This is a genomic window from Paenibacillus sp. JL3B1040 (genome assembly GCF_057063165.1).
Genome location: NZ_CM169317.1, coordinates 2,808,672 through 2,825,511 on the forward strand (window position 1 = coordinate 2,808,672; position 16,840 = coordinate 2,825,511).

The window sequence follows — 16,840 nt, forward strand, 5'->3', positions numbered from 1 at the left end:
CCTTAATATAGACATATGTACATAATACGGGTTTTGTGAAAAAGTCTAGCGGAAACAAGGCAGGACCCGTTTTCTCCGGTTTTTCGCACTTGTTTCCAAGTCTTTATTTATCCATATTATTAACGGCAATTCGCATTTCCTCATCCGTTAAATGGGTGTAAATCATCGTCGTTTGAATTGACGAATGACCCAATTGATTCTTTAGACGCGGCACGTCGTTGTTCTCCTGATGATAACGCGTCGCAAAGGAATGCCGCAACGAATGTACCGTTAGTGCCGGTTTGCCGAACGCCGCTGCGTATTTTTCGATCAGCTTTTCGATCGATCTTGGCGTTAATCGCTTGTCTTTGCCTTTGCGACCGATTGGCGCCGCCATGAACAAAAACGTCTCTGATTTCTCCGGTTTATACCTGGCTTCGCGAACCTTTAAATATTGGTCCAGATCCGATTTCGCTTGTTCGCTGAAATATACGTATTGTTCCTTGTTGCCTTTACGGATGACCCGTACCAAACCTTTGTTCATGTCGAGATCCTCCAGGTTGATGCCGGCGACTTCCGATAAACGCAATCCGGATCCAAGAATCAAAGAAACGATCGCCGTATCGCGTTCGCGGTTAAACTCGTGAAACTGATGGAGCCGCTTATTGTCGCGGTTTTGCGCACCAAAATCATAGGCGACAAACTGTCGGAACAATTCAAAATCGTCCGCCCGCAGGATTTTGCCTTCCATGCGATTGGCGATCGTTTCCTGGGTTTCTTTCATGGCATTAAATTCAATTTTGGCCATCACGTTACGCTCAAGATACGGTTTAAGTTCGGCGGTTTCGGCTTTGTTCTGCAGGTAATCGAACAATGACTTAAGCGCGGAAAGCTTCCGGTTAATCGTCAATTTCGAGTTGCCTAATTGATATTCCAGAAACGTCAGGAAGCTTTCGATTTCACGGACAGTCAGTTTCTCGAGGACCGACAATTCGACGTCTTTACGACTGGAAGCTGCAAAACGCTCGGCCACGAGCCAATCAAAAAAGATGATATAATCGTGGCAGTAATTCAACAATGTGGTGTGCGATAACTTGCGTTTGCGCGTATCGATATATTCGGCAACGTACCAAGGCAAATCCGATAATTTCTCATCAATACGGCTCATATAATGCGTTTTCGTCGTTTTATCCATTTCCGAACGCGCACCTCCTAATTCTAGAATAATCCAATTCTATAATTTCGTCAAATTATTATTTTACGTAATAATGAGAGTAATAAATACTTTTGGCCGCCATCATTGTCCCCATTCACAAAAAACAGCCAAAAGAGATGTCTCTAATGGCTGTTTTAAAGATACTGCTTATACTTTTAGAGAAAGCCGAATTTTCCCCTAGTTCAGTTTCTCTTTGCAGATGATTTTGAAAATCGAGCTCCCGCATTTCGGACAACCGTTGCTTTTGAGCAGTTCAACCGTAGAGATTTCCCCACGCTCCCCTACCTTCACCTGTGTCATACACCGCTTGCATTGGTAGGTGCGGAGAGTTTGGTTTACCTCGCCAGTATACAGCACGTCTCTGAAACTGTCCGTCACTTCCGGCGTGCTTTGATCGGTTGTACGCAAAACGATCATTTGGCTCCGATTGGCGATCGATTCCGCTCCTTCATAGATATTAAACTGGGGATAATCGGCACTGACGGTCAGATTCATATTTACGAAAGCTCGTTGCATCGCCAAGGTAAACCCTGGTGGTTTATGGGCGAAGGACAAAAAGATTGGCAATCCCGTTTCTTTGCGTAGCGCGCTAAGCCCTCGGGAAAGAAACAAAGACAGACCGTGCATAGTGTAAGGCGGATCCGTAAAAAAACAGTCAAACCTGCCCTGCAGATCGTCTGGCAAAGGTTCGCGCAAATCCCACGTCTTGCAACGGATGGGAAGGTGATACGTATCCGCCAATTCCTCGATATAGTGAAGAAATCTCGTGTCGATATCCACAACCACAATTTCGGTTGCTCGGTGCTCCGAATCCGGAAACAAGCGTTTTAACAAAAAGCCGGCCGCAACGCTGACAAGATCGTCATCGCCGATGCAAATTATCTTCTTACCGATCAAGGCTCGTTCACGAAGACACAAAACCGCCCGCTTCAGGCTCGTTTCAGGCGTGCATTTGGCCTGGTCCAGTTGTACATTGGCCTGAGGTCTTGAAGCATAATCTTCTTCAAGGCCTCTAAGCATACATTGAACCTCTTTGCCCCAATCTGCCCTACTTTCGGCGACAAGTTGATGGTAAAGGGATTTATTCATTCCCCGGTATCCCTGTTGCCATTCTGCCCAGGCCTCTCCTTTGGGGGTGCAACGGACGCCTCGGTCCTGAGCCAAGACGCCTGCCCGCACAAACTCTCTTTTGATCGCTGCTGTCAAAGGGACAGGTAGGCTGCATTTGATGGCCAAAGCTTTAGTGGAGATGCCAGGGTTCAGATAACATTCCAATAAAAGCCTTTCCAAAGCAACTGTCCCTTCTTGTAGCTGAATCCGTTCAGATACTTGTTCAATCAAGGTCTTCATCCCATCGCTCCTTTTTTTTATATCCTCCTCCAACTGCCGGCATAACAGGGCGTACAATTTGTTTCATTCCGATCACTCCTCGTTCAAAATAAATAAAAGAGCGGTGCATGAACATCCGTTCACGCCCGCTCTTTTGCGATTGTCCCATATGCCGAAAACGCAAAAATCCACGCTGAACTCAGCGCGGATATACGATCGACATATCAAGACAACTCCAAATTCGGAGAGTATCCGCTGTTCTTAACTAAATCCATAAGCCCCATTTAGCCAGATGCAAAAAAAACTCTGAACCGTCTTCAGAAAGCCAGGCATATTAGGTGCTTAATTATGGAATTATCTTAGTTAAGAACGACCCCGGACATAAAAACTTCTCCTTCATGGAAGATAACTACATACTAATCCAGTCTTAACCTGTAAGTCAAGCAAAAAATCATCAGAAAGCCATATTCTACTTGTTCCCAAAAAACAAAATGCGTATCTTACCAGTTCACTCAACGTCTTGCCCGTTACAGCCTTCTATGTTATTGTGATGACAACAGTGGCTTAATTGTAATAATTTCGTTTAACCTCTTCTTTTTGATATAATGATACAAACGACCAACAGAAGGGTGATCATGAATGACACAGTCTATAAATACGGTTGAAGAATGCGAAACGAACTGCGCGGGAACAACGGCGGATTTGGATGCCATCAAGGCAGAACTTATCGACGACCAAGCAGCGGTTCAATTTGCTGACTGGTTTAAGGCTTTCAGCGATCCGACGCGCGTCAAAATCATCAGCGCCCTGCTAAAAAATGAGCTTTGCGTACACGACCTGACAGTACTCCTCAACATGGGGCAATCTGCCGTGTCTCACCAACTGCGATATTTGCGCAATCTCAGAATCGTTAAACGGCGTAAGGTTGGGAAAACCGTCTATTATTCACTCGACGACGGGCATATCGAACAAATCTTTCTGCAAACCCTCCAGCACACGAACCATGGATAATGCGGGGTGTGCCGCAAATGACAAGGACTGCCTCGCGCCATCTTCAATGGCTTGCGGGACAGTCCTTGCGTTCATTTACGCTCAAGCATGATTTTACGATATTATTCCAGCGATGGTTTATCATCCAAATCCCCTTAAGCCCAATTAGGCTTGATCTTCAATACACGCATCGCGTTCAGAACAGCGAGCAGCGTCACGCCTACATCCGAGAATACCGCTTCCCACATCGTGGCAATCCCGAAGGCGCCCAGAAGCAGAAAGACCGCTTTGACGAGCAACGCGAAGAAGATGTTCTGCCATACGATCCGCCGGGTTCTCTTGGCAATATGGATCGCGGAAGCCAGCTTGGAAGGTTCGTCGGTCATGATGACGATATCAGCGGCTTCAATGGCCGCGTCGGAGCCAAGTCCGCCCATGGCCACGCCGACGTCGGCTCTGGCCAACACCGGGGTGTCATTGATCCCGTCGCCGACGAACACCATCTTTTCTTTGCTCGATTTTTGGCGGTCGATCTTCTCCAGTTCTTCGACCTTATGCTGCGGCAGCAGTTCGGATCGGACCTCGTCCACTTCCAACTTTTTGCCGACGGCTTCCCCCACTGCCTTGATGTCGCCCGTCAGCATAACAATCTTCTTCACGCCGAGATTTTTCAGCAAACGGATCGCTTGTGCCGAGTCCGCTTTGACCTCGTCGGCAATAACCAAATAACCGGCATATTGTTTGTTGATCGCAATATGCACGATGGTGCCCAGCTCGGTTGGTGCGGTGAATTTCATATTCTCTTGCTTCATAAGCTTCGCATTCCCGGCCAGCACTTCTCTGCCCTCGAAGACAACCTGGATGCCGTGCCCCGATATTTCGTTGTAACTCTCAACCAACCCTTCATTCAATTCTTGTCCGTAAGCTTCCCTGATGGATTGGGCAATCGGATGGGTAGAGTGCATTTCGGCATAAGCGGCTTGGCGTAACAGCTCTTGTTCGGTCCATCCGTTTTGCGGATAAATCCCGTTTACTTTAAATGCGCCTTTTGTCAGTGTCCCCGTCTTATCAAAGACTACGTATTTGACGTCATTCAACGCTTCCAGATAATTGCTGCCCTTAACGAGAACGCCGTTCCTGGAGGAAGCGCCGATGCCGCCGAAGAATCCGAGCGGGATTGAAACCACCAGGGCACAAGGGCAGGAAATGACCAGAAACACCAGAGCCCGGTACACCCAATCCGAGAAGGTCTCGCCGCTGAACAGCAGCGGGGGCAAAACAGCCAGCAAAACAGCGACAATGACGACAAATGGCGTATAGTAACGTGCAAACTTCGTAATAAAGTTTTCCGTCGGGGCCTTTTTGCTGCTTGCATTCTCGACGAGATCGAGAATTTTGGCAACAGTCGACTCCCCAAATTCCTTCGTGACTTCAATCGTCAGAACCCCGTTCTTATTCATAAATCCGCTCAGCACGTCATCGCCGGCAGCCACCTCGCGCGGAACGGATTCGCCAGTCAACGCCGAGGTATCCATGGCCGAATTCCCCTCGATAACTTTACCGTCAAGAGGTACTTTTTCGCCTGGCCGCACGATGATCAAATCGCCGATCCGCACTTCCTCCGGACTCACGCGTTTGATCTCCTCGCCCGCTTTCAAATTGGCAAAATCCGGTCGAATGTCCATCAGAGCACTGATCGATTTTCGCGACCGATTGACGGCAATGCTTTGAAACAGTTCGCCAATTTGGTAAAAGAGCATGACGGCTACACCTTCGGGGTACTCCCCGATCACAAAAGCGCCGACCGTCGCAATCGACATGAGGAAGTACTCGTCGAACACCTGACCCCTTACAATATTCTTCAGGGCCTTGAACACGATATCCCCGCCCACGATAGAATAGGCGGCCAGAAACAGGAGCAGTTCAAGCTCCCGGCTTAGAGATAACGCGAATGCGGCCGCTCCAATGGCAAGACCCGCGATCAAACGAGCGACCATGATTTTGGTATTTTGCGCACCATGGTTATGGGTATGTCCGTGTCCATCTTCCGACGCTTCGGCACTATGATTATGGCTGTAGTCATGATTATGAGCGTGATGATGTTGGGCGGTCCCTCCCTTTTGACTTTCCGCTTGCAATCCAGCCACTCCATATTCCAGCACTTTGATCCCCGGCTCAAGTGTGCGAATTTTCTTCTTCGTCTGCTCGAGAATGTCATCCGAACGGTCTGACGACAACATCTCCATGGTCAACGTTTTGTTTGCAAAATTCACCGAACAAGCCGAAATCCCGTCAATCTTCCGGACACCGTTCTCGATTTTTAAAGCACAGTTCGCACAATCCAGACCCTCCAACACCAATTTTCGCTTAACCGCAGTAATCCCGGCTTCCATATTCCAGTCGCATCCCTTCGTCAAGAACTACATATGAGCACGTGTTCATATGTAGTATATTCCTCCTCTCTCACCGTTGTCAACAATATGGACTCTCGATAAAACAAAACTTTCATGACCGTCCCGGTCACAGGCTATGATGAAAATTTCGTCGTAGCCTTTTTTCTTTCCTTCTTGCATACTTAAATTACCAGCACAAGTTCCAGGCTTTTTGCGGTGGATCTTACCCCGAAAACAAAACTGAATGGACAACCTTCGAAGCACAGGCTATTGGACCGAGAGTCCGGATAAAAAAATTTCATGATTCAGGTTGTCCCGCTGGTTCATAAATCCCGTAAAGGAGTTGAGTCTCATGATGGAAGCCATTCTCGAACGGTGTGCCGGTCTGGATGTCCATCAAGAAACGGTTGTCGCCTGCGTGTTATTCGGGACACTAGATCAGTCTCCCAAGATGGAGATTCGTACGTTCGGAACGATGACTGACGAATTGCTTTCTCTTGGCGAGTGGCTAACGGACATGCAGTGCACGCATGTCGCCATGGAAAGTACGGGCGTTTTCTGGAAACCCGTGTGGAACGTCCTCGAAGCCTTTGAACTCGAACTGTTACTTGCGAATGCCCATCACATTAAGAATCTACCCGGTCGGAAGACTGACATGAAGGACGCCGAATGGATCGCTAAGCTTTTGCGTTGCGGATTGATTGAAGGAAGTTTCGTACCGCCGATCGCAATCCGGGAATTGCGCGATCTGACTCGTTATCGCAAGAAGCTTGTTCACGATGCCACCGCAGAGAAGAATCGAATCCATAAGCTTCTCCAAGATGCCAACGTCAAACTGACGACGCATATGTCAGATATCTTCGGTACATCCGGACGCATTCTACTGCAGAAGGTCGTTGACGGTGAGGTCATCACTCTGTCGTTCCTAGAGCAGCACATGAAAGGAACACTCAAGCATAAATCCCCGAAGCTTCTTCAATCCCTAAACAGCAGACTTCGCAAGCATCATCGGGATCTCATTCGCATGTCTTGGAACCATCTCTTGTTCATCGAACAGTCCATTAAAGATGTAGAGCAAGAAATTCGAGAACGCCTTGCTACAAAACAGGAAGCAGTGGATCTTCTTGTGACCATCCCCGGCGTTAACGAACAAGCGGCCTCCATCATTCTTGCTGAGATTGGCACTGACATGAGCCAATTTAAGAATGAACACAGTCTCTCCGCATGGGCCGGTGTAAGTCCGGGAAACCATGAAAGTGCGGGTAAAAAAAACGGCAACGAGCCCGATCCGGAAACAGCATGTTAAAAGCTGTGCTATGCGAATGTGCGTGGGCTGCTTCCATGACACGAAACACACGATTGTCTGCAAGGTACTGGTCGTGGGTGAAACGCCTCGGCAAGAAGAAAGCCCTAGTTGCACTTGGTCATACGTTGTTACGCATTATCTACCACATGTTGCTCCACAAACGTCCTTATTTGGAGATTGGCCCTGATTACTTGGACCGCTATAAATCCGAGAGTCATAAGCGCAAACAATCTTTAATGATTAAGCAGCTTGAAGCTGAAGGTTACATTGTGACTCGTACTGCATAACATCCGTATCTACCACCCCTCTAGGACTGCCGAATCGGTAGCCCTACTTTGTTGTGCATATTTTCGGCGTTCTCACCCACTTTGATTTTCATAAAAAAAAAGCCGCAGTTACGCGACTTTTACGCACATATATTGCTCATAGCGCTCATTTACGTATCGCTTAGAACTGTAGATAACGATACGAGGACCGGGCCGGCAAAGTCCGAAGCTTCCTCGCCTTTGGGATTGCGAAGGCGGAACAGGAACACATCACCGCTTTCCGTCTGCCACACGATATAATCGCGAATCCCGTCCGCGCCCGAGACTTGAAGATAGATTTCGGCAGAGCCCAAGGGATGCTCGACAAGCTCGCCGCTATAATCGGATACGGTTCCCCTCCTGAGCATGCCGCTAACGATAGCATCATAATGAATATCGAGATTTTTAGGAGTACGCGATACTTTTGAAGCATGGTTATTCCCTCCTTCCTATCGTTAGTGCATATGCGTAATCCCGCTTTCTCATTACCTTATTCGAAGACGTCTTCCATTGCTAAAGAAAGGTTCGCCCTATTTCCGTCCGATATATAAAAAATGCTGGCTGGTCCCCATCACGTTTGCATCCCGGCTCAAGCGGTAACCGATTTCGAGCCACTTTTTATATTCGATATCGCTTAACCGGTTGATTTCGTTTTCTTTGCTCCCTAATACATTTTCAACTCCCGCAAAAGTCAACTCCGTCAAGCCAAAGCCTGCCATTAAACTTCTGGCCTCCCGGTGGTCGATGAAATAGGCGGTTGTAAAACCTTCCGAAGTTTGGTTCTCGCCATGGGTTAAATACCCGAGCAACTGATCCACCGATTCTACCGGCAGCAGTCGGGCTAAATAATCTTGAAGCGGCGCATAATTCGAAATAAACGAGGCGACGAGAAGGCCGCCCGGCTTCAGACATTTCAGCGCTTCCTCCACCGCCGTTTTTCGATCGGCTTCTCTAACCAAATGATACAGCGGACCCATAAGCAAAATAACATCGAACGTTTGCGTGATCCCGCTTAAGTCCAGGGCATTTCCATGAATGTAGCCCGATAGAGAAATCCCTCTTTCCTCCGCTTTGATTCGGGCAACCTCAAGATGGCGTTTCGATAAATCCAGCAGCGTTACTTGGTGTCCTTTTTCAGTCAAATAAATGGCGTATCTTCCGGGGCCTCCTCCAATGTCGAAGATCCGCAAATTTTCGCCGGTCACGTACTCGTCCAGGTAGCGCCGGGTGATGTCGAACTCGATTTTATGCCTTTCCAGCCGCTCCCATTCGTCGTACTCCGTATCATACCATTGTTCGATCTCCTTCAATTTGCACGACCTCCTGAAATGAAATTAGAAAAGATTATAGGTAACAATGGGTTGCGATGCAAGGACAATATCCACTGCGAAATCGAAAAAAGGAGCTGTCCGGTTGGGACAGCTCCTGTATGCCGCTTAATTTTGAGCGGCCATTACCAGCAGTACAAGGTCGCTGCGCGTAACCTTGGTTTCGGCAGCAAGGCCGGCCAGATGAACTTCTTGGCCGGACGCCGCCGCAATCACCGCGGCGGCCTCTTTGGCGCTAAGCGTACTCTTCGGCTGGAACGTTTGATCGGCGAGCGCCTCGAGAGCCCCGGCTGCCTTCAACGCTTTGACCGCCGGCAGCGCCCAAGACGGTATGTCGGTTTCATCGGCAAAGTCGGTCGCTGCGGAAGTGGCGGGCACATTGAAGGCTCGGCTGACCAGGACCGCAAATTCAGCACGCGTTACTTCAGCTTGAGGACGGAACGTACCGTCGCCATATCCTTGCACGATGCCGGCCGCAGCCGCTTCTCCAATTAAGGCTGCGTTCGGATCGGAGGAGATGTCGCTAAATGCGGCCGAACCCGTATCCGGGGCGGAGTCTTGATCCGCGGGCGCTGCTCCGCCGGCTTCGGCCGGAAGCGCGGCACCTTTCAGATCCGTAATCCGGCCTTGAGCGGCGGACTTTACGGTTCCTACTTTATCGAGATATTCGCGGAACACTTCATAATCGACAAGATTTAGTTCGTAGAACCGACCGTCGTCCTTCGCCTGCTTCATCGAAGCGTAGAAATCCCCGCCTGTCGCCATAAACGAATTGGTGGCTACGATGTAATAAGCTTTGGGATCGATATCGGCATATGTGCCGTCTTCGTTTTGAATTTGGACTTTAACGATGCGTTGACCGTTTTGCGTTTTCTCGCCGGTAACGTCATCGATGAGTTCGCCCGGTTTCGTCGAGTCGTAATAGAAGCGCAGGCCCGAAACTTGCGGGAACCGCCCCTCTCCATTTTCGACGCCGCTCACGCCGTTTTCCAGCGCGGCCGTAATTTCGGCTCCGGTCATCTTCAGCGCCGTCAAATTGTTGCCGAACGGCATCGTCGTCAGCAAATCGCCTAAAGTGATGTCTCCGGCTTGAATCGAGGCGCGAATGCCGCCCCCGTTTTGAATCGTGACATAACCTTTAACATCCGATTCCTTTACGATGCTCATGACCTTCGAACGCATGCCATCGGCGATCAGATTACCCAGGTTGGTTTCCTGTTTGCGGACGCTGCCACGCTCGCCATCCAGGTCCACTTCCGCTTTGCCGACGACGGTCTTCTTCAGCTCCTCCAGCGGGGCTGCGTATTCCTTCAGCTTGGCTTCTGCTGCGGCATCGCTCTTGATCTTGAAGTTGCCGGCGTCATCTTTGGCGTCCAGCTCAATCAACTCGCCTTTCCAAGCGGTAAGCTTCCCGGTGGAATCAAACGTAACATCCAGTTGGCCGAGATTTTGATTATATTCGCCCGTCTGTACGATTAGCGTCGGCTCTTGATCCGCATGGTGCACTTCCGGCTCCGTCAGTTTGGTATGGGAGTGACCGCCTACGATAATATCGATGCCGTCGACAGCCTTGGCCAGTTCCCGGTCCACGGTATAGCCGAGGTGAGACAACACGATGATCTTGTTGACTCCTTCGGCCTCCAGGGCGTCGACCTGCTTCTGCGCGCTTAGGGCTTCGTCCTCGAATTTGACGCCGGGTCCAGGCGAAGACAACACGGAGGTTTCCGGCGTAGTCAAGCCGATAATCCCCACCTTCTCGCCAGCGATATCTTTAATCATGGCGGGGTAAATCTGTCCCAGCTCGCCGGGCTTGCCCAACCCGGAATGACTTAACGTTTTCAGGTCAGGATCGGCGCTGAAGTCCAGATTGGCGCTGACAAACGGAAATTTGGCTTGCTTGACGAACTGGGCCAAGGTTGCAGGGCCTTTGTCGAATTCGTGATTGCCGAACGTCATCGCATCATAATTGAGCTCATTCATGAAATACAAATCCGCTGATCCGCTGAACTGATTGAAATACAACGTTCCGGAAAATACGTCGCCCGCATCCAACAGCAGTGTGTGATCGTTTCTGGCCGCGTTTACGGCCGTCACCCTACGGGCGATGTTGTCCAGATGCGCGTGCGTGTCATTCGTATGCAGGACGCGCAGTTGGAAGTCCTTGGCACTGGTGCCCGTCGCATCGGCTGCGCTCACGGGCAGGCCGGCTGCCCCGGAAGCGAGTCCGGCCACGATCGCGCTGATGGCCAGCAGCTTGCCGAAAGCTTTGTTTCCCCATTTCATCAATCCCATTCCTCCTCTAGCCCAATTTAATGCACTACTCTATTAAATATAAGTAGACGAGATTTGAATGTAAATCATTTAAACCAAATACGCGAATAAAATTTACATTACGAATAAAATCCGGTTGACTCGGGCATTTTAGGATCAGCAGGAAGAAGCATCATCATTTCTTTCAGGAGGTTAATTATGAACAGTCAACGGGCCAAAGAGATCGTCGCTTCCCCTTCCATGGTCGACGTGATTTGCGACGGTGTGCCGATTTACATTCAACACGTCGACGAGAAGAACGAAACCGCGCGGATTTATCCGCTGGGTCAACCGGAGAATGAAAAAGAGGTTGCTTTATCTCAACTGAACGAGCAGTAAAAACCAAGCAGGAGGGATGGTGTCATGATCATCCCTCCTGCTTTTTCATCGACCGATAACTTTTAGTTTACATAATATTTGTTATGTCACCCTTATTGATACCGGCTAAAATCATCGCATTGATCCCGTTAAGGAACGCCTGCCCGCTCGCTTTGATGATATCGGTATCCATGGCGCGTCCCGTAAAAGTTTTTCCATCCGCTTCAAGCTGAATATTCACGCGTCCAATCGCTTCTTTCCCGTGGGAGATGCTGCCTATCTTATAGGAAGTCAGCTTCGCGTCGATGCCGGTCAAGTTCTTGATCACGCTGTACAACGCGTCGATCGGTCCGTCGCCGATGGCGCTGCCCTTTCGCTCTTGTCCGTCGATTTTCAAGACGGCGGTGGCGGTAGGGCAAACCTCGTTGGTAATGACCTGGAACGAGGCCAGTTCAAACAGCGGATGGCCGGATTCGCTTTGCACCTGCTGTTCGCTCAGCAGATAGTAAAGGTCGTGGTCGTACACCTCCTTTTTCGCATCAGCCAACGTCAAGAAGCGTTGAAACAACCTCTCGAATCCCACCGCCTCGGAAGTATCGAAGCCCAGCTTCTCCACCGCATGTTTGACGGCGTGCCGGCCGGAGCGGGCCGTCAGAATCAGCTCCATGCTTTCGGCTCCCACCTCTTCGGGCGACATGATCTCGTAAACCTGCTTATCCTTCAGCAATCCGTCCTGATGAATGCCGGAGGAGTGGGCAAACGCATTGTCGCCGGTGATCGCCTTATTCACCTGCACGTCAAGTCCCGTCAAATGGGTAAGCAGCCGCGACGTGCGAATCAACTCCTTCGTATCGATGTTCGTGCGGCAGCCGTACAACGCCTCGCGAACCTTCAGCGCCATCACCGCCTCCTCGAGCGAGGCATTTCCAGCCCGTTCGCCAAGCCCGTTGATCGTGCACTCGATCTTCTCCGCTCCGTTTTTGATGGCGCTTAGCGTATTTGCCGTAGCCAAGCCGAGATCGTTGTGGCAGTGCACGCTCAGAATGACGTGGTCATCAAGGTTTTTCAACCGCTCTTGGATGCGCCGGATCAGTTCGCCGAATTCCTCCGGCTCCGCATAACCGACCGTGTCGGGGATGTTGATCATCGTAGCTCCGGCCTTGATTACGGCCTCGATCGTTTTCCACAAATACTCGAAATCCGCCCGCGAGGCGTCTTCCGTGGAATATTGGACATGCGGCAGCAGCGTTTTGGCATATTTCACCGCATCGACGCCCATTTGCAGCACGGCGTCCTGCGAGCGGTTGAATTTCTTCTCCACATGGACGTTGGAGGCCCCGAGCACGATATGGATCAGCGGTTGTTCCGCCTCGCGTATACTCTCGTACACGGCGTCGATGTCGGCCTTCACCGCTCGAGCTAACGCCGTAATGCCAACGCTGTCCCCCACGCTGCGGGCAATTTGCCGCACCGCCTCAAAGTCTCCTTGCGATGAAGCGGGAAAGCCCGCTTCGATAATATCGACGCGGAGGCGCTTCAGTTGCTGGGCGAACTCCAGCTTTTGCCGTACGTTTAATTTGGCGCCGGGAACTTGCTCCCCATCGCGTAACGTTGTATCCAATACGATAATGTTGCGGTAACGGTCCATCTGTGCGTTCCTCCCTGGTAGGTGATTGTTTTTAAAAGCGTTCATCAACGTCAGGTGATGATCTATATGAAGCGGGGTTGATTAAACCCGGTCTTTAATCAACACAAAAACCCCGTCTCTGCAATAGAGACGAGGTTTAACCCGCGGTACCACTCTAATTCATTTCACATGATGAAATGATCTCTTTCGATGGCCAACACCATCTATCCTTGTAACGGCGGAATCCCGGCTTACCCTACATTTCAGGCAGCTGTTCATAGACGAGTTCAACATGACGGACGCTGCCGCTTCGCACCACCCAGCGGCTCTCTGAAAGGTCAAGTCATCTTTACTATTTCTAATCAACACATTTGGCATATGGAATTATTGGTTATTATATGCACCCGGCGGCGGGTTGTCAACCAGAGGCCATTCACTTCATCATTCCTTTTCCAATTCACTTTTAAGTTCTTTGATCTTGATTAGGGCTAGCTGTAATTGTTCCTTATAGTCATTTATATTTTTTTCATCCTTAATGTAACTTGATGAGACATTCAACTCTTCACATATTTGGATTATTTCCAGAATCAATTTTTGGTTATCGCTTGCATCCATCATTTTTTTATCCTCATCCATATTCTGGCTAACTAAACTCAAAATATGGTTTGATTGTTCAATCAACTCATACATGGTAGAACGAAGTTCTGCAGGGACTGCGCGTTGAAGTGAAGGACTATCCTTGCGATTTATGGAGTAAAAAACAAACCAACTATTTTTAGAATAACCTTCAATTTTACCTTTAAGATAAGCCAGTTCTACTTGATTAGTATCTTCTTGTGCTAGGCCATTTAAAATTTCTGAAAAAAGATAAAGTTGATTCGAATATTGGTGGTAGAAAATACTATTGTACAAGGTATAAGCCTCAGAATTAGGATTGTCCTTCATATTCTGATTCGCACATGAAGTTAGAATTATGGTTAATATCAGTGGGATCATAATTTTTTTATACATCTTCTCTCCTCATATCACTAATATGGATTTAGGCATTACTACCCTTAACCTAGTGGCAAGCTATAAAACCTTGATTTCTGATCTATGCTTACCTAAGTTGGAATTACTTTCTGTCAGATTTGCCTACACTTCTAGGAGTGCATAAATACCATTATGCAACCATACAATTAGCCAATAAACATTGTTGACTGTATCATTCATATAACGCTTAGTTCGGAGTCGCACGCATAGTTAAGCTGACTTTAGTCATTAACTCAACTCTCGCACCAGGAAAATGAGCCTAAACCCTTAAGTACGTAAGAAAAATTCAATAGATTTACTCGCTTGACAAAAAACACCTCACTTGTTTGGTATCTTGGAAGTGCGACCAACCATGCCAACAAGAAAGGTGCGTAACTCTATGTTACAACAACATTCCCTGTCTGAACAGTCTCGCTTTTCCAACCTTTTTGCCAGTCATCACATCGGAAAATCGTTGCGACAAGCGGGTATTTCCAAATCTTTCGGTCTTTCGAGTCTAGCTATTTTCCAAATCGTGTTCTCTCTGGTTTTCGAAGGAAAGAATTGGTTTCGTCTTCTGGAAAGTGACCGCGGAGCCGATCTTCCCGGCAAAGACGTTGTCTACCGTTTTTTGAATCAGGCTTCTTCGGCGTGGCGGCGCTTTTTACAGGCCATAAGTCTTCGCATCGTGCACCATTTCGAATCGCTTATTTCGTCGCACCGAGTACGCGTGTTCATTATTGACGATTCCGTGCTCAGCCGAAACCGGAGCAAAAAAAGCGGAACTTTTGGCACGTGTATTTGACCACTCCACAGGCAAATTTACCAAAGGCTACACGATGCTAACGCTAGGCTGGTCAGACGGCTTTAGCTTTGCTCCACTTGACTTTGTCATGCTGTCTTCAGCCCAATTAGCCAACCGTCTGTGCGAACGCAGTAACGGCTACAAACGCCGGATGGAGGCCTTTTCTCGGAAGCCGGATGCTGTCGTAGCCTTGTTGGAACGAGCCTTACGTGCAGGATTCACCGCCGACTACGTGCTTATGGATAGCTGGTTTACGCAAGCTCCACTGCTCCGTGAGCTCGCTGCCAAAGAGCTTCCCGTGATTGGTATGGTGAAAGAAATGAAGCAACGCTACCTGGTTCAAGGAAAGCGAATGACACTCTGCGAGGTGTTTCAAAGCCTTCCCTCATCGAATGCCAAAGACATTAAAGGCTCGGTCATCGTGCACACCGCCTGCGGTCTGCCCGTGAAGCTTGTGTTTGTCCGCAACCGGAATAAAAACGGGAGTGGCTGGCCATTTTAAGTACCGATGTAACGCTGGATGCAACTGAAATCGTACGAATCTATGGCATGCGCTGGAGTATAGAGACCTTTTTCAAAGTCACCAAAAGCTATTTGAAACTGGGAACTGAGTTTAAGGGCCGTTCCTTTGACGGGCTGATTAGCCATACGACGATTGTGTTCAGCCGATATTTGGCAATGGAATACGAACGGCGTCAATCGAGTGATGACCGAACACTGGGAGGACTCTTCTTTCCCTTTGCCGACGAGGTCCGCGATCTGGACTACCAGACCGCGCTCCAGCAGCTCATAAGTTTATTTCTCGAAATGTCCCAGGCGAAAATCAAGAAGAACAAAACAGCTGTTTTTTGTCAACTACAGGAATGGATCTCCGGTTTACCCAGCTGTATCAAGGGTTTGTTTGGAGATTTGAGCTGCGAAAGTTGAGTCATTAATAAATACAGCGAGTTGAGCGTAATCAACTCGCTGTTACAAGAAGTCAAGATTTATTACCTAATTATAGCATTTGTATCAGCAATCTCCCAGCTTCTCTCAGTGGTCGTCGTAGTTACTGAGTATCCAATAGAACCACCAACTATACCTGTTCCGCCAAAATTAATACTCGCTTGTCCTGTTGATGATGTGGATTTTATATCGTAGGTGTGAGTCCAATCGGCTCCAAATGCTATTTCTCCAGTACTAGCGGTCGGTGTAACGTAAACAGCAACCCAATAGTCATTTATAGAATTTAAGTACATTTTGGAATCGTAAGCATTAAACAATGCTAGCCCATCTCCAGTTCTCTGACCGGATCTTAGACTGTTGTGATCACTATTTGAATTATTATAGCTATAGTATTTAGCTGCATTTTTATCCCAATAGATTCCTACAACATCATAAGAAGCAGGATTATCTTCCGTGTCACTAACAAACCCATAATCAGCATATAATCTATAATATGAATCTCCAATTCTTTTTGCGGAATATGCAAGTATCTCAGAATCATAAGCTTCTACTAAAAAAGGTTGAATTTTTTGAGTAGAATTAATAGTGAGGGTGACTCCCAATTTCGATAAATTAGCAATTGTTTGTTCACGATCAGTATTGTTTCTCAAATAATTCACAACGAAACTGTCGAACTCTGAATCTTTTAATTCGGCTATTTCACTCTTCAAAAAATTTAGTTTATTAAGAGAAAGTAAATCAATACTTCGATTATTTAGTTTTTGTAGTGATACGTTATCTTCTGCAAAAGCTGATGTTGGGATAATAAGCAAGGTCAAAAGAAAAGACATCAATAATAGAAATCTTCTTTTCACAAAAATCCCTCCAATATAAAATTGTGGAAATAATACACCCGGGTTTATATTCCATTTTATATATTAGAAGATTTTTAATTTTTTGTAAACCTTTTTTTACCATAATTATATCTCGTCTGGTATA

At 48.1% G+C, this 16,840-nt stretch carries 13 protein-coding genes, 1 pseudogene and 1 other annotated feature; of the genes and pseudogenes, 5 read left to right on the forward strand and 9 right to left on the reverse strand.

Annotated elements, in window-relative coordinates; genetic code table 11:
- Nucleotides 1-103 precede the first annotated feature (103 nt).
- Both xerS and ACZF99_RS12615 read right to left on the reverse strand, forming a co-directional pair.
- Entirely contained in the window at nucleotides 104-1,174 is a 1,071-nt protein-coding gene (xerS, locus tag ACZF99_RS12610) for a tyrosine recombinase XerS (RefSeq protein ID WP_483612276.1), read from the reverse strand.
- 198 nt (nucleotides 1,175-1,372) lie between these two features.
- The gene (locus ACZF99_RS12615) at nucleotides 1,373-2,545 is read right to left on the reverse strand and encodes a bis-aminopropyl spermidine synthase family protein (protein ID WP_483612278.1); all 1,173 of its coding nucleotides are present in this window, start codon (nucleotides 2,543-2,545) and stop codon (nucleotides 1,373-1,375) included.
- A gap of 618 nt (nucleotides 2,546-3,163) precedes the next feature.
- On the opposite strand from ACZF99_RS12615, the gene ACZF99_RS12620 reads away from it, so the two are divergent.
- The gene (locus ACZF99_RS12620) at nucleotides 3,164-3,535 is read left to right on the forward strand and encodes an ArsR/SmtB family transcription factor (RefSeq protein ID WP_483612280.1); all 372 of its coding nucleotides are present in this window, start codon (nucleotides 3,164-3,166) and stop codon (nucleotides 3,533-3,535) included.
- A 134-nt stretch (nucleotides 3,536-3,669) separates the two neighbouring features.
- Here the strand turns inward: ACZF99_RS12620 and ACZF99_RS12625 are convergent, their stop codons facing one another.
- Nucleotides 3,670-5,907, reverse strand: coding sequence for a heavy metal translocating P-type ATPase (locus ACZF99_RS12625; RefSeq protein WP_483612282.1), 2,238 nt, complete (start codon nucleotides 5,905-5,907; stop codon nucleotides 3,670-3,672).
- Nucleotides 5,908-6,259: 352 nt separating this feature from the next.
- Between ACZF99_RS12625 and ACZF99_RS12630 the strand changes: the two genes are divergently transcribed.
- Together ACZF99_RS12630 and ACZF99_RS12635 are read left to right on the forward strand one after the other, a co-directional pair.
- Nucleotides 6,260-7,213, forward strand: coding sequence for an IS110 family RNA-guided transposase (locus tag ACZF99_RS12630; protein ID WP_483606406.1), 954 nt, complete (start codon nucleotides 6,260-6,262; stop codon nucleotides 7,211-7,213).
- Entirely contained in the window at nucleotides 7,207-7,500 is a 294-nt protein-coding gene (locus tag ACZF99_RS12635) for a hypothetical protein (protein WP_483606408.1), read from the forward strand. Before ACZF99_RS12630 ends, ACZF99_RS12635 begins: the two co-directional genes overlap by 7 nt.
- Nucleotides 7,501-7,649: 149 nt before the next feature.
- Here the strand turns inward: ACZF99_RS12635 and ACZF99_RS12640 are convergent, their stop codons facing one another.
- The 3 genes from ACZF99_RS12640 to ACZF99_RS12650 form a co-directional block, all read right to left on the reverse strand.
- Nucleotides 7,650-7,886 (reverse strand): hypothetical protein, encoded by a 237-nt coding sequence (locus ACZF99_RS12640; protein ID WP_483612284.1) that lies wholly within the window; start codon nucleotides 7,884-7,886, stop codon nucleotides 7,650-7,652.
- A gap of 162 nt (nucleotides 7,887-8,048) precedes the next feature.
- Nucleotides 8,049-8,828, reverse strand: coding sequence for a class I SAM-dependent methyltransferase (locus ACZF99_RS12645; RefSeq protein ID WP_483612286.1), 780 nt, complete (start codon nucleotides 8,826-8,828; stop codon nucleotides 8,049-8,051).
- A gap of 126 nt (nucleotides 8,829-8,954) precedes the next feature.
- Nucleotides 8,955-11,129: a 5'-nucleotidase C-terminal domain-containing protein gene (locus ACZF99_RS12650; protein ID WP_483612695.1), complete on the reverse strand. Its 2,175-nt coding sequence runs from the start codon at nucleotides 11,127-11,129 to the stop codon at nucleotides 8,955-8,957.
- Between the two features lie 186 nt (nucleotides 11,130-11,315).
- Here ACZF99_RS12650 and ACZF99_RS12655 point away from each other — a divergent pair, with 186 nt between their 5' ends.
- Nucleotides 11,316-11,495: a small acid-soluble spore protein H gene (locus ACZF99_RS12655; protein WP_483612288.1), complete on the forward strand. Its 180-nt coding sequence runs from the start codon at nucleotides 11,316-11,318 to the stop codon at nucleotides 11,493-11,495.
- Nucleotides 11,496-11,562: 67 nt separating this feature from the next.
- Here the strand turns inward: ACZF99_RS12655 and ACZF99_RS12660 are convergent, their stop codons facing one another.
- Nucleotides 11,563-13,122, reverse strand: a complete 1,560-nt coding sequence (locus ACZF99_RS12660; RefSeq protein ID WP_483612290.1) for a 2-isopropylmalate synthase — start codon at nucleotides 13,120-13,122, stop codon at nucleotides 11,563-11,565.
- Nucleotides 13,123-13,244: 122 nt separating this feature from the next.
- Nucleotides 13,245-13,476: a binding site (T-box leader), on the reverse strand.
- A 66-nt stretch (nucleotides 13,477-13,542) separates the two neighbouring features.
- Entirely contained in the window at nucleotides 13,543-14,112 is a 570-nt protein-coding gene (locus ACZF99_RS12665) for a hypothetical protein (protein WP_483612291.1), read from the reverse strand.
- Between the two features lie 400 nt (nucleotides 14,113-14,512).
- Between ACZF99_RS12665 and ACZF99_RS12670 the strand changes: the two are divergent.
- Nucleotides 14,513-15,844, forward strand: a pseudogene (locus ACZF99_RS12670) (IS4 family transposase).
- Between the two features lie 62 nt (nucleotides 15,845-15,906).
- On the opposite strand, the gene ACZF99_RS12675 reads toward ACZF99_RS12670, so the two are convergent.
- Entirely contained in the window at nucleotides 15,907-16,716 is an 810-nt protein-coding gene (locus ACZF99_RS12675) for a hypothetical protein (protein ID WP_483612293.1), read from the reverse strand.
- Nucleotides 16,717-16,840: the final 124 nt, after the last annotated feature.